At 67.2% G+C, this 10,418-nt stretch carries 18 protein-coding genes; 6 read left to right on the forward strand and 12 right to left on the reverse strand.

Going from position 1 to position 10,418, the window contains the following annotated elements:
- Window positions 1–314: 314 nt before the first annotated feature.
- From D3P35_RS23995 to D3P35_RS26385, 12 genes are all read right to left on the reverse strand, one after another.
- Window positions 315–1,343, reverse strand: coding sequence for a tyrosine-type recombinase/integrase (locus D3P35_RS23995; RefSeq protein ID WP_118138464.1), 1,029 nt, complete (start codon window positions 1,341–1,343; stop codon window positions 315–317).
- A gap of 207 nt (window positions 1,344–1,550) precedes the next feature.
- Window positions 1,551–1,835: a hypothetical protein gene (locus D3P35_RS24000; protein ID WP_118138465.1), complete on the reverse strand. Its 285-nt coding sequence runs from the start codon at window positions 1,833–1,835 to the stop codon at window positions 1,551–1,553.
- 70 nt (window positions 1,836–1,905) lie between these two features.
- On the reverse strand, window positions 1,906–2,394 hold the full coding sequence (locus tag D3P35_RS24005) for a Gp49 family protein (RefSeq protein ID WP_232830615.1): 489 nt from the start codon (window positions 2,392–2,394) through the stop codon (window positions 1,906–1,908).
- The gene (locus D3P35_RS24010) at window positions 2,391–3,011 is read right to left on the reverse strand and encodes a hypothetical protein (protein ID WP_118138481.1); all 621 of its coding nucleotides are present in this window, start codon (window positions 3,009–3,011) and stop codon (window positions 2,391–2,393) included. The genes D3P35_RS24005 and D3P35_RS24010 overlap by 4 nt, the downstream gene beginning before the upstream one ends.
- A 5-nt stretch (window positions 3,012–3,016) precedes the next feature.
- Complete coding sequence (locus D3P35_RS24015; protein ID WP_118138466.1) at window positions 3,017–3,214, reverse strand: hypothetical protein; 198 nt, start codon at window positions 3,212–3,214, stop codon at window positions 3,017–3,019.
- The gene (locus D3P35_RS24020) at window positions 3,211–3,429 is read right to left on the reverse strand and encodes a hypothetical protein (RefSeq protein WP_118138467.1); all 219 of its coding nucleotides are present in this window, start codon (window positions 3,427–3,429) and stop codon (window positions 3,211–3,213) included. The genes D3P35_RS24015 and D3P35_RS24020 overlap by 4 nt, the downstream gene beginning before the upstream one ends.
- Window positions 3,430–3,539: 110 nt before the next feature.
- Entirely contained in the window at window positions 3,540–4,487 is a 948-nt protein-coding gene (locus D3P35_RS24025; RefSeq protein ID WP_118138468.1) for a DUF2303 family protein, read from the reverse strand.
- Window positions 4,488–4,500: 13 nt separating this feature from the next.
- The gene (locus D3P35_RS24030; RefSeq protein ID WP_118138469.1) at window positions 4,501–4,869 is read right to left on the reverse strand and encodes a hypothetical protein; all 369 of its coding nucleotides are present in this window, start codon (window positions 4,867–4,869) and stop codon (window positions 4,501–4,503) included.
- Between the two features lie 54 nt (window positions 4,870–4,923).
- Complete coding sequence (locus tag D3P35_RS26375) at window positions 4,924–5,097, reverse strand: hypothetical protein (protein WP_157982294.1); 174 nt, start codon at window positions 5,095–5,097, stop codon at window positions 4,924–4,926.
- Window positions 5,097–5,351, reverse strand: coding sequence for a hypothetical protein (locus tag D3P35_RS24035; RefSeq protein WP_118138470.1), 255 nt, complete (start codon window positions 5,349–5,351; stop codon window positions 5,097–5,099). The genes D3P35_RS26375 and D3P35_RS24035 overlap by 1 nt, the downstream gene beginning before the upstream one ends.
- A complete protein-coding gene (locus tag D3P35_RS26380; RefSeq protein ID WP_157982295.1) occupies window positions 5,348–5,515 on the reverse strand; it encodes a hypothetical protein in 168 nt (55 codons plus the stop codon). Before D3P35_RS26380 ends, D3P35_RS24035 begins: the two co-directional genes overlap by 4 nt.
- A gap of 228 nt (window positions 5,516–5,743) precedes the next feature.
- Window positions 5,744–6,124: a helix-turn-helix transcriptional regulator gene (locus D3P35_RS26385; RefSeq protein WP_157982296.1), complete on the reverse strand. Its 381-nt coding sequence runs from the start codon at window positions 6,122–6,124 to the stop codon at window positions 5,744–5,746.
- 400 nt (window positions 6,125–6,524) lie between these two features.
- Between D3P35_RS26385 and D3P35_RS24045 the strand changes: the two genes are divergently transcribed.
- From D3P35_RS24045 to D3P35_RS24070, 6 genes are all read left to right on the forward strand, one after another.
- Window positions 6,525–7,034: a hypothetical protein gene (locus tag D3P35_RS24045; protein WP_118138472.1), complete on the forward strand. Its 510-nt coding sequence runs from the start codon at window positions 6,525–6,527 to the stop codon at window positions 7,032–7,034.
- 142 nt (window positions 7,035–7,176) lie between these two features.
- A complete protein-coding gene (locus tag D3P35_RS24050) occupies window positions 7,177–7,602 on the forward strand; it encodes a hypothetical protein (RefSeq protein ID WP_118138473.1) in 426 nt (141 codons plus the stop codon).
- A complete protein-coding gene (locus D3P35_RS24055) occupies window positions 7,595–8,227 on the forward strand; it encodes a DUF1376 domain-containing protein (RefSeq protein WP_118138474.1) in 633 nt (210 codons plus the stop codon). Before D3P35_RS24050 ends, D3P35_RS24055 begins: the two co-directional genes overlap by 8 nt.
- A gap of 145 nt (window positions 8,228–8,372) precedes the next feature.
- Entirely contained in the window at window positions 8,373–8,969 is a 597-nt protein-coding gene (locus tag D3P35_RS24060) for a hypothetical protein (protein WP_157982297.1), read from the forward strand.
- Entirely contained in the window at window positions 8,969–9,673 is a 705-nt protein-coding gene (locus D3P35_RS24065; protein ID WP_118138476.1) for a hypothetical protein, read from the forward strand. Before D3P35_RS24060 ends, D3P35_RS24065 begins: the two co-directional genes overlap by 1 nt.
- Window positions 9,673–10,296, forward strand: a complete 624-nt coding sequence (locus D3P35_RS24070; protein WP_118138477.1) for a hypothetical protein — start codon at window positions 9,673–9,675, stop codon at window positions 10,294–10,296. The genes D3P35_RS24065 and D3P35_RS24070 overlap by 1 nt, the downstream gene beginning before the upstream one ends.
- The last annotated feature ends 122 nt before the right edge of the window (window positions 10,297–10,418 follow it).

Below are 10,418 nucleotides of genomic sequence, written 5' to 3' on the forward strand. Positions count from 1 at the left end.
CGCCGGGAGATGTCCCTCCCGGGGACGTGCGACTGTCGGCGCCGCTCCGGGCCGCAGCGCGGCAACCTCAAGCGCCCGTGGCGGGGCGGCCCAGGCCGTCTGCCCGGCCGGCCGCAGCACTCCGACATCGCGGCCGGCGCGCGAACAGGCCACATGCACCGTGGCCGGGGGGCGGCACGATCTCGATTCAGCGTCTGTAAGGGATTGTTTTCATGGTGCTGCCGGAGAGATTTGAACTCTCGACCTCTCCCTTACCAAGGGTTGATTGGGTGCGGCCCTGTTACCCGATGATTTCTAGGCAAGTGGAGGAAATATCAAGATTTTTCAGTTATCGCAGGGCGCTCAGTCGGGGGTGTGTCATCCGACTGCGCACGTTTTGTGTCAGCCGATAGCGCTGCCGCAGCCCGCTTTCCGCTGTCTTTCGGATGGGTATACCGCTGCGCAACGAGGGCCCTGGACTTCCAACCTCCTGCGTCGGCGATCTCTGCTGGCGAGAAACCGAGTGCGTCGAGAGACGTGGCAAAGCTGTGTCTGCCGGGCTGGTGCGTTCCGAGGTACTCAAGGCCCGCCTCGGCCGTCGCCTTCTTGAGGGCCCGATACACTCCCTGTTTGTTGACGTACCCGAACACCAGCCCTTCGCGCGGCGGAAGCTCCCGCAGATCCTCCACGATTTCCGCCGTCAGGTTGATCAGGCGCGACTCGCCGTTCTTCGTCTCGTGCACGTAAGCCGTGGCGGCGTCGAGATCCACGTCTTGGGGCTCGATGGACAGGGCTTCGCCGAGCCTCGCTCCGGTTTGGTGCAGGAACAGCATGAGCGCCGCGAGATGCTTCGGTGCCCATGGCCGGGAAAGGCAGTGCGCTCGCAGCGCATCGATGTATGCCCGGTCGACCGCCTTTCTTCGCGGCGCCTTTGTGCGCTCCGCCTTCACTCTGATCGCGCCGCACCAGCCCTTGTCATGGGCGTGGTTGATGACAGCCACTGCCGGAGTAATGGCCTGCCTCCGGCGCGTGGCTGGGGATGCGCTCGGGTAGAGCTTCCGGGACGCATCGCGGATGTGGCCCGGTTTGATACTGGACAGCACCCACCCCCTGAAGTGGCGGATCAGCGGCGCGAGGAAGCGCCCCTCACCACCGCCTTGCAGATAGCTGAGGGCTGCATCCTCGAAGGTGCGCACCGCCTCATCGCCGTAGAGGCCTAGCTTCCAGAGCCGAGCCTCGAGCGCCGCCCTGGCTTCCTCTGCTTGGACCGGGTCGCGAGTTCCAAGGCTTTCCCGAACGCGTCGGCCCTTAACGGTTCCTTGTGCGTAGGCTGTTCCTCCACGCCACACGATTTTGAGGGCCATGCTTCTTTCCTGATGCGTTCAATCTGGTCGGGGTAAAACACGCGCCTGCGCCCTCTCTGGTCGTAGTGCCGACCGGGCTCAAGCTTCTTCACGATATCGATCATGGTGCGGTAGCTGACGCCAAGCGTTACGGCAGCATCAAGCATCGAGATGGGAGCGGTTGGCATCGCTATTCCTCCACCGACCTAGACATTGAGCGCGGCGGCTTCATGCATCGCCGTCATGTTGAGCAATTTCCGTGCAGAGCTCCTCTGCAGCGTCGGCTGCCCAAATGAGTGCCTCGGCGAGAGCACGCGCGTCCTCGAGAGCGATCGATACTTCGATGCGCTCTTCAATCGGCCTCGTGATCGCCATCCCCACGATGGGAATTTCGTCAACCCCGTCGGAACCCGCGCAGTAGTGCACGACTGCCATGCCATCCGGGACGGCGGGGCCTTCCATGAGGTCCGGATCGGAGAACAGAGGGATAATGCGGTGGTCGGGGGTGGGCATTTGGTGTCCTCTCGACTGGAACTGTATCTGATCTCATTCCGGGGAGCGGCTCGCGCTCCACGGCAGGAGGTCAGGCGGCGAGCTGGTCGCGAAGGCGGAAGCCGAGCAGGGGCCAAATCTTGTCGCGGGCATTCCCGCGCGCGATTTTCCGGCCGATCCCCTCGTTGAAGTTCTCCGGCGAGGCGCAGGCGCTCTCACCCGTGACGGTGAAGCCGTTCTGCAGGGTGAGGCAGCACACGGTCAGGCAGGAGCCCGGGAACACGTGGTAGTCCTCACCTGCGATCTCCGCGTCGATCATGTCGGGCGCGATGCTCTTGCCAGTCAGTCCCTTCGCCTGGATCTCGGCTGCGATGGCCCGTTCGTCTTTGTTCACAGGGTTCTCCTTTTGGGTTGGGGCGATTGTTCCGGCGACTGGCCCAGCGGGCTTGCGATCCTCACCGGCCAGCCGCATCGCGTGTTTGGCAGCATCCTGCTGGGTCGCGTGTGTTCCTCGGTGGATCATCTCGTAGGTGCTGAACGTGCCGTCGCGGTTCTGGCGTGTGGTGAAGCTGCTGCTCATGCTGCGGCCTCCTGCATTGCGTGCTCGCCCCACTGGCCGGCCATCGCGGCGGCGATGCCGGGGAAGAACCGCGAGCGCTCGCGCCAGCGGTCGGGCCCGGGCGGCATGCGGTGCACGCGCGCCTCACGGCCAGCGACGATGTCGGTCGGCCGCAGCAGCGGCAGGTTCTTCAACCACAGGCAGGTGCGCTTGCTCTCGCCGTGCCCGTACTGCCACGGCTGCACGCTCTGCGCCGGCGGGGCGTAGTTCGCGATGCGCTCCTTCGCGTGCCGGTGCATCACCGGGTTCTCGACCGCGACGCGCTCGACGGGAGCATTCCAGAAGGCGGAGAACAGCGCGGCGCCCTCGTCCAGCTCCGCCCACATCTCGGCGCGCGTGCGGCCGGCTGGCGGCTTCGAGAGCCACCGCACGCCGCTGTTGCACAGCCGGGTGCAGGGCGGGTGCGCGACAATGAGCAGATCCCAGCCATCGTTGAGCAGGTCCCGGGCATCTCCCCTGATGTGCTTGTTGGAGCGGTCCTCGGCCGGCAGCAGGTCGCAGGACCATGCGTCATGCCCGCGCGCCGCGAAGGCGCGACGCACGATGCCGGAGAACTCGCAGGCGACCAGCACGCGCATCTCGGTCATGACAGCCACCACAGGACCGCGAGGCCGATCAGCAGCCAGCCGAAGCCGCCCAGCGTGGCGGCGAGCATGAAGGGCCGCAGGCCGCGCAGGCAGACGCCGTGCGCGTCGGCCACGATGCTGGCGGCTAGCAGGCCGGCGCTCACGCCGCAGACCGCGACGAAGGACAGGGGCATGGCGAGGGTGAGGTCGATCATGCCGGCGCCCTCAGATCGGCCCGCTTCACAGCGATCTCGGCGCGCATGCGGGTGAGCGTGTCGTGTTCAGTGGCGGCGGCGTGCTGGCCATTGATCGCCAGCCGCTCGGCCTCCTGCAGCACCCGGCCCGCGAGATCGCGGTCGCCGTTGTGATCGTGCATCGCGGCCTCGTGGAGAAGCTGCGAGACCTGCGCGGAATACTCTCCGAGACGCATCGTGTGTGCTCCTGATCGGGGTTAATTGCGCCCGCCGGCATAAGGGGGGGTGATGCCGGCGGGCTGGCTGCTCGGCCTGGGGGATAGGGGCCGGGCAGATCTCGGGATGCTTACCGATGGCTACCGTAGAAGAGCGGCAGCTCGGTGGCTTCCTGAGCGAAGGCGCCGGCGCCCTCGAGGGCGTCACGGCGCGCGAGGTCGGCGCGGTGCATGTCGTAGGACCATGTCACCTTGCCCTCGCGCACCCGGTAGCGCAGGTGGGCGGCGATGGCGTAGCGCGGGCCGTTCTCGAACACCGGCAGCGAGAGCAGGAACAGATTGGGGATTTCGAGCGGCGCCCCGCTGCTGTCGAGGTGATCCTCTTCCCACGCCATGCCGACGCGCCCGCTCTGCAGGCTCACCTTGCCCTTCACCCGGGCATGCGCACGGATCTCGATGCCCTCGGCAAACTGCATCATCTGTGCCCGCGTGGCGAGCCGGCCACCGATGGCCTGCCGGTACTGCCACAGGCGCAGCACGTCTTCCGGCACATCCTCCTCCTTCGCGGCCTCGAGCCCGGGCAGCGGGTCGATGATGTCGATGGCGTTGTCGGTGAGATGCTGGGCGAAAGCCTCCTGCGACATGGCCGTCTTGTTGCCCTCCGACCAGGCGCGCCATTCCGGCGCCAGCGGGAAGGGATAGGACACGGTGTGCTCGCAGAATGCCGGGGTGCCGCCGTTCGGCGCGTGGTAGTCGATCACTGCCAGCAGCTCGGGCGCATCGCCGCTCGACAGGAACAGCGCGGAGTGCGCCTCGCGGTGGTGCTTCACCATCGCGACGAAGGCCGCGAGCGTCTCGGCGCGGGCCTTGCGGCGGATGCGGCGGGGATGCAGGGCGAGTGCCTCGAGATCGTCGGAGACGTTCTTCGCCCGCACGGTACCGTGCTCACCAGGGGTGAGCAGATAGCGGGCGGGGGCATCGTGGCGAGCGCTGTCGCCCTGCACCTCGACCACGCGGGGCGTGTATGCGCCCCGCATCTCGGTGAGCAGTGCGGCTATGCCGGGCTCGTGGGTGTCCATGTCGGTGATCTCCTCAGACGGTGCGAGGCGCGGCCTCGCCGGCGCCTCCGTTGGTGGTTGCGAAGTTGAGCCGGCCCTGCCGCGGATCGTGGGCGGTGGGGTTGCCCTCGCGCGACAGGAAGAGCGTGGCCTCGGTGGCCGGCGGTGTGGGGGTCTTGGTGGAGATGGCGGCCTTGGCCTTGAGCATCCCGCGCTCGAGGGTGAGGTCGATCTTCACGGTGATGGAGCCCTTGGCGCTCACCTGGTTCTCGGCCGCGTGGTTGCGCAGGGTGTCGAGAACGTCGCGCAGGCGCTCGGACGCCGTGATTTCCGCGTCACCGTGATTGATGAGCTGCAGGAAGTCCGAGAACGTGGTGGCGCCGGTGTCGGCGGGTTCGGTCATTGGGAAGTCTCCCGGGGTGAGGTTGGTGGAAAGCGCACTTGAGGCGAGCGGCGGCTATCCGAGGTGCGTCACCAGAAAACCGATGCCGACGAGGATCAGGCCGACCGTGGAGATGGCGCCCGCGATGATGGACGACTGGCGAAGCTGCCGGCGGCGCTCATGCTGCACGCCAGCCTCGAAGGCTTCGTCATAGGAGCCGACCTGCGGGACATCGGACGCGCGATCCATCACGCCACCCGCCGGCTTGCGAGGATGCACCAGCGGCGCAGGGCCCCGTGTTCGTCCATCGCGTGAACCTCAAGGCCGAGGATGGAGAGGCGCAACCAGCCGGCCACGCGCTCGAGGCGTGCCTCGCCGTCACAGCGGAGTGTTTCGAGCAGGTCGATCTGGTCGGCCTTGCTCTTGCGGCGGCGGAAGTCCTCCACCAGCACGAGGCGCTGGTCGGCCGGGCGGGTGAGGCAGTCGCGCGAAATGCCGATCATGCCCGGGCCTCCTCATAGCGGGCCGTGCCGTCGGGCGCGGTGACCATGCGGAGGGCGGGCAGGGCGCCGCCGTGCTTCAGGGTGAGCAGCGCGAGGCTGGCGAGCGAGGGGGTGTGCGGGCCGGCGCCGGTGAGGATGGCGCGGGCTTCGGAAAGGATGTGCATCGGCGTCTCCCGGTTGGTGTTGGGGAGAAACTCAGGGAGAAATTCTCCACTGTCAATTCAAAAAGGAGAAAAACTCCACAATGGGAATGTGCAAGGATGGCGATGGCGCCCGTCCTGAGATTCGGCGGGCGTGACTGAGATCAGAGGAGGAAAGTCTGTGGAGTACCCACTTGGAACCTATTGCGTGCTGCTCGTTGCAACAATCACCAAAGGCAGTGTTGGCAAGATTTACGGCTTCTGCAGAAAAACCGCTCCGCGTACCTTGCTAGCAAGGTTGTCTGGCAGGTCTCGAAAATCGCCTCGGTAAATAAAGTCGAGGCCAATACCGTATAAATCGCACATGATTTGAGCATAGCGGAGGGATAAGCCTTCCTTTCCACTTTCAACCTTCGAGTAACTGGACCTGTCATGCCCAATCGCATCTGCGAATTGGGACTGGCTGATGTCCAGGGCCTCTCGAAGGGCGCGCAGGCGCAGTGACACGCGCTCGCGGCTCATCTCTGGGCTGAGAAGTGATTTAGAGGGCTTTCGCATAGCGCCACAATGCCAATCGGGGAAATTTTCTCCATTGGGAAAATCTCCATCTTGTAAAAAGGAGAAATTCTCCATTATGGTGCACCCATGAAGCCATGCTCCGTTAAATCGTTGATCGATGCGTGGCCGACCCGCGCCAGTTTGGCCGGAGAGGTCGGGGTGAAACCACACGCCGTACACAAATGGGCTCAATCGGGCTCCATTCCGGCGAAGTTTCACTTTTTGATCGTGATTGCAGCGCGGCGGCGGGGGATTGAGGTCTCTTCGGAGGATATCGACAGCTGGCACTGTCAGGCAGGCCACCCCCTGCTGAGCCAAACCCCAGCAATTGCGGGGGCGAAGTAATGCCCGCCCCCGCATCTCCTGCTGAAACCCTCTCACCACCTTCCATACGATCCCGTCCGCCCCTCTCTCTGCGGCCTTCATCTCATTGCTGGGCTGCGGGAAACAGGAAACATCACCAGAAAGTCATGCCATGACCTTGCCGCGCCCCCAGCGGCCCGGGTCGTTTGTCTCGATGGTCGCCGATCTGGTCGACGCCATCGGGCGCAAGCGCGTCGAGGCCGAGACCAGCCGTTCACAGTCGACCATCTCGCGGTGGTGCGACAACACCGAAGAGCACGCGCGCCCGATCCATGGGCCGATGCTCGACCAGCTCTGTCGCATGTTCCCGGCGCAGGCCCGCCTGCCCGCGCAGTACTTCGCGGCGCTCGCGGGCGGGGTTTTCATCCCGCTTGAGAGCGAGGGCGGCGACCTGGCGGAGGCGGGCGGTGACGTCACGCTGTGTTGGGCGGAGACGCAGGCGGCGTTGATCAGGGCGCTCAGCGCGGCGTCGGACCTGCCCGGTGATCTGACCGAGGCCGAGGCAGACGATATCGAGCGGAAGATCCTCGGCGTGATCGAAGAGAGCGGCGAGCTGCTCGGCCAGGTGCGGCTCCGCAAGCGGCCCTCGGCCTCACGCATTTCGGCGGTGGCGGCGGAATGAGCGCGCTCCGCATCATGAGCTTCGGCCGGCTGGGGAGTCGGCCGCAGGCGCGCCGGGCGCTTCCCGGTAACCTCCCTGTTGGACTTGGGCGCGGCGCGGGCTTCGGCCCCGCCGCGCCCCTTTTCGTCGGGAGGGTGGCGCCGTGACGTTCTCCGCCTTCACCACCTACGACGATTACGAAGCCGAAGTGCTGCTGGTGGCCAAGGGCGCCACCTGCAAGCAGGCGGCGGAGGAGGCCGGTGGCAGTGGCTACCTGTCATCCTGGCTCATCAAGCGCGGCGTGAGCGTGAAGGCGGTGCGGGCGGTCGGCCCCGACCGGGCCGCGCTGCGCGCGCTGTGCGACCGCGAGCCGGTGAGGCGCCCCTCGGCGTCCCGCGCCCTGCACAAGGTCAAACCCAAATCCAAACCGAAACCCGAGCAGGCCCTCGACAGGCGCTCCAAGAAAGCGCTCGAGGAACTGCGCCGCGGCGCGCTGCCACTCACCGTCGCGCGGCTGGTCAACCTCGACCCCGCCCGCGTGGCCGAACTGCGCGCCGCCCTGCAGAGAGGCGAGTACCGCAATGCATGATCTCCCATTGTATCCTGTCGCGTCGGGCCTGCGCCTGCGCGGCGATTGGGTGCCGAACCACTTCCGCCGCTTCCTGTCCTCCCGATTTGTCGCGACGGTTGACTACGCGGCGGGCTTCGCCGGCGTCATCCTGTGGTCGCGAGCCTGCGACCAGGACCCCGTGGGGACGCTCCCCGATGATGACGCCGAGCTGGCGCACCTCGCCGGCTTCGGGCGCGATCTCGATGCCTGGGGTGCGGTGCGCGAAGGCGCGCTCTACGGCTGGCGCCCCTGTGTGGCCGAGATCGACAGCGAGCTGGTGCGGCGCCTGGCTCATCGCACGGTCACCGAGGTGGTGACGGAGGCCCTCGCGCGCATGGAGCAGTCCCGCCAGAAATCCGAGGCGGGTGTCGAGCGCATGATGAATTCGCGGCTCCGCCGCCGGATGCGCGAGGCCGGTGCCTCCGCGCGCGTCACCGAGCGGGAGGACTTCGTCGAGGCGGTGCTTACCCACCTGCGAGGTGCCGGGCTCCGCTGGACGCTCGGCAACGTCCGGGCGGCAATGGATGAGGTCACTTTGCGCTTCGACATGGACGATGGTGTTGCGGATTTCGAGGCGGCCCGGAGCCGCGGGAACGTGCCGTGAGAACTGTTGCGCGAGTGTTTCGCGAGTGTTGCGCGAAACTGTTGCGCACTTACAGGACATGAAATCACAGGAAAATCCCCCTTACACCCCCCGCAACAGTTGAGCCTGTGGATAACTCCGGGCCATGCAGAGAGAGGGCGAGCAGATGACCACCGACAGCGCAGACCCCAAGACCGAGACCGGCAAGGCCGCCGTGCGGCGCATCGTGATCGACCGGCTGAACGCGGCCGGCTTCCAGCGCCCCACCGGCTGCGCGGTCGAGGCGCATCGGGCCGAGCTCGAGCGCGTGGTGGGGCGGCTGGCCTACCTCGAGCCCGGCGAGCTCGAGGTGCTGGCCGAGGCCCTGCTCGAGATGGGCGAGGGCAAGGGCGGTGACCGCTGGCCGCGCGAGGTGCGGATCGCCAATCAGGCGCGGGCGATCCGCCAGCCGCCGCCGGGCTTCTCCGGCAAGGTGGTGCGCTTCATGCGCTGCGAGGTCGGCCGGCAGGCCTTGGCCGAGGGCTGGGCCGGTCCGCTGCTCACCTACCTGCAGAAGCGCCCCGGGGTGCCCTCGGGCGACTACGTGGTCGGCCAGCTCCGCGAGCAGGCGCGCGACCAGCGGCGGCGCGTGCAGGTGATCGAAGAGCGGGCCGCCGCCGGCATGAGGTTGGCGTCGGATGACGAGCAGTATCTGCGCGGCTGGCGGCGGCGCGAGCAGGAAGCGCGCGCCCTGGTGCAGGGCGATATCGAGGAGGAACGGTGATGCGGCACAGGCTGGAACGGATTGCGCAGAAACTCCCCAAGGGGCTCGACTACGAGCTCAACGGGGCTGTGGTGCGGGCCCGCTGCCACCACTGCCGCAAGACCGACACCGTGCAGTCGTCGGGGGCGCGCGGCCACCTGCCGCCGGAAGCGGTGCAGAAATTCTTCATCAATCGTGGCTGGGCGGGCATCGGCGGCAAGAAGCCTGCCTGTCCGGACTGCATGGCGAAGTTCAAGGTGGTGAGGGCGCGTGAGCGCGAGAAGGAGGCGGCAATGCAGAAAGTGACCAGCGCAGAGGAGGTCGAGGTGTCGACGAAGAGGGAGGCCGTGCCGGCCAAGGCCACCGCGGCGCAGATGAGCCGGGCCGACCGCCGCAAGGTGTTCCGGGCGATCGATGACGCATACTCGGAGGACGGCGGCGGCTATGTCGGCGGGGAGACGGATCACACCGTCGCGTCGGCTGCCGGCGTGCCTGTGATCTGGGTGGAGCGCATCCGTGAGGAGGAGTTCGGGCCGGCGGTCAACGAGGATGCGCGGAAGCTCGAGGCCGACCTGGCCGCCATCAGCACGAAGGCGCGCAAGGCGGAAGAGGACGCGCTTGCCGCGGCGACGCTGGCGGAGGAAGCGTCGAAGGAGGCGTTGGCCTGGGGCAAGCGGTTCGCGCGGCTGCGGGACGCGATGGGCCCGAAAGGGGCGCGCGTCTGATGGCGGCTGGTCGCAAGCGCAAGGTGGCGACGACGCTGCCGACGGTGGAACTCGGCGGGCCCGACCAGGACTTCGGCGCCGGGGTGACCCGGCCGGTGCCGGTGGCCCGTGGCAGCGTCTGCCGGGTGAAGGTCACGCGGGATCCGGCCACCGGCGCCACCCGCATGGTTCCCCGGGACACCGAGCAGCGCGAGGTGGGCGCCCGGGCCCGGCTGCGCATGGTCACCGAGCCGGTGCCGGAGGATGCGAACGGGCGGCGCCGCCGGCGCGTGCTGCACCCGGTGGAGGACATGTTCGTGCGCGGCATCCTCGACAAGCAGCAGCGGGCCGCGGGCCTCGCCCTGGCCGATGCCTGGGAGGGCTGCCAGCGCACGCCCTCGGTCGACCTCTCGCAGCCTCGGGTGGACAGCTCGCCCCGGCCCGACGACCGGATGATGATCCTGCTGGAGGCGCAGGACCGCTACGCCCGGCTCGCGCGCCAGATCCCGAAGGAAGCCCGGGCCGTGGTCGAGCATGTGTGCTGCGAGGGGCGGTACCTCTGGGATGGGTGCGTGACGGGCGGTCGGAGCATGTCGATCTCGGTGGAGCGCCTCCAGATGGCGCTCTCGGTCATCAGCGTTTAGCGGACAGGGCTTTCAACTTCGCAAAAGGGAATTGACAGCGGCAGGTTAACAGGGCACATAAATGCACAGTAGAGAAACCCCGCCCGGAGATCCCGGCGCGGGGTTTTCCATTTCCGACCTCA

This window comes from Oceanicella sp. SM1341, assembly GCF_003448965.1.
Lineage (GTDB): Bacteria > Pseudomonadota > Alphaproteobacteria > Rhodobacterales > Rhodobacteraceae > Paroceanicella.

Bases quoted from the DNA above. Each gene is read 5' to 3' on its own strand.
- D3P35_RS23995 (WP_118138464.1), bottom strand. From the start codon at position 1,343: ATGGCCCTCAAAATCGTGTGGCGTGGAGGAACAGCCTACGCACAAGGA.
- D3P35_RS24020 (WP_118138467.1), bottom strand. From the start codon at position 3,429: ATGCGTCTCGGAGAGTATTCCGCGCAGGTCTCGCAGCTTCTCCACGAG.
- D3P35_RS24060 (WP_157982297.1), top strand. From the start codon at position 8,373: ATGACCACCGACAGCGCAGACCCCAAGACCGAGACCGGCAAGGCCGCC.
- D3P35_RS24000 (WP_118138465.1), bottom strand. From the start codon at position 1,835: ATGCCCACCCCCGACCACCGCATTATCCCTCTGTTCTCCGATCCGGAC.
- D3P35_RS24010 (WP_118138481.1), bottom strand. From the start codon at position 3,011: ATGCGCGTGCTGGTCGCCTGCGAGTTCTCCGGCATCGTGCGTCGCGCC.
- D3P35_RS24015 (WP_118138466.1), bottom strand. From the start codon at position 3,214: ATGATCGACCTCACCCTCGCCATGCCCCTGTCCTTCGTCGCGGTCTGC.
- D3P35_RS24035 (WP_118138470.1), bottom strand. From the start codon at position 5,351: ATGATCGGCATTTCGCGCGACTGCCTCACCCGCCCGGCCGACCAGCGC.
- D3P35_RS24045 (WP_118138472.1), top strand. From the start codon at position 6,525: ATGACCTTGCCGCGCCCCCAGCGGCCCGGGTCGTTTGTCTCGATGGTC.
- D3P35_RS24070 (WP_118138477.1), top strand. From the start codon at position 9,673: ATGGCGGCTGGTCGCAAGCGCAAGGTGGCGACGACGCTGCCGACGGTG.
- D3P35_RS26385 (WP_157982296.1), bottom strand. From the start codon at position 6,124: ATGGAGAATTTCTCCTTTTTACAAGATGGAGATTTTCCCAATGGAGAA.
- D3P35_RS26380 (WP_157982295.1), bottom strand. From the start codon at position 5,515: ATGCACATCCTTTCCGAAGCCCGCGCCATCCTCACCGGCGCCGGCCCG.
- D3P35_RS26375 (WP_157982294.1), bottom strand. From the start codon at position 5,097: ATGGATCGCGCGTCCGATGTCCCGCAGGTCGGCTCCTATGACGAAGCC.
- D3P35_RS24030 (WP_118138469.1), bottom strand. From the start codon at position 4,869: ATGACCGAACCCGCCGACACCGGCGCCACCACGTTCTCGGACTTCCTG.
- D3P35_RS24055 (WP_118138474.1), top strand. From the start codon at position 7,595: ATGCATGATCTCCCATTGTATCCTGTCGCGTCGGGCCTGCGCCTGCGC.
- D3P35_RS24025 (WP_118138468.1), bottom strand. From the start codon at position 4,487: ATGGACACCCACGAGCCCGGCATAGCCGCACTGCTCACCGAGATGCGG.
- D3P35_RS24065 (WP_118138476.1), top strand. From the start codon at position 8,969: ATGCGGCACAGGCTGGAACGGATTGCGCAGAAACTCCCCAAGGGGCTC.
- D3P35_RS24005 (WP_232830615.1), bottom strand. From the start codon at position 2,394: ATGAGCAGCAGCTTCACCACACGCCAGAACCGCGACGGCACGTTCAGC.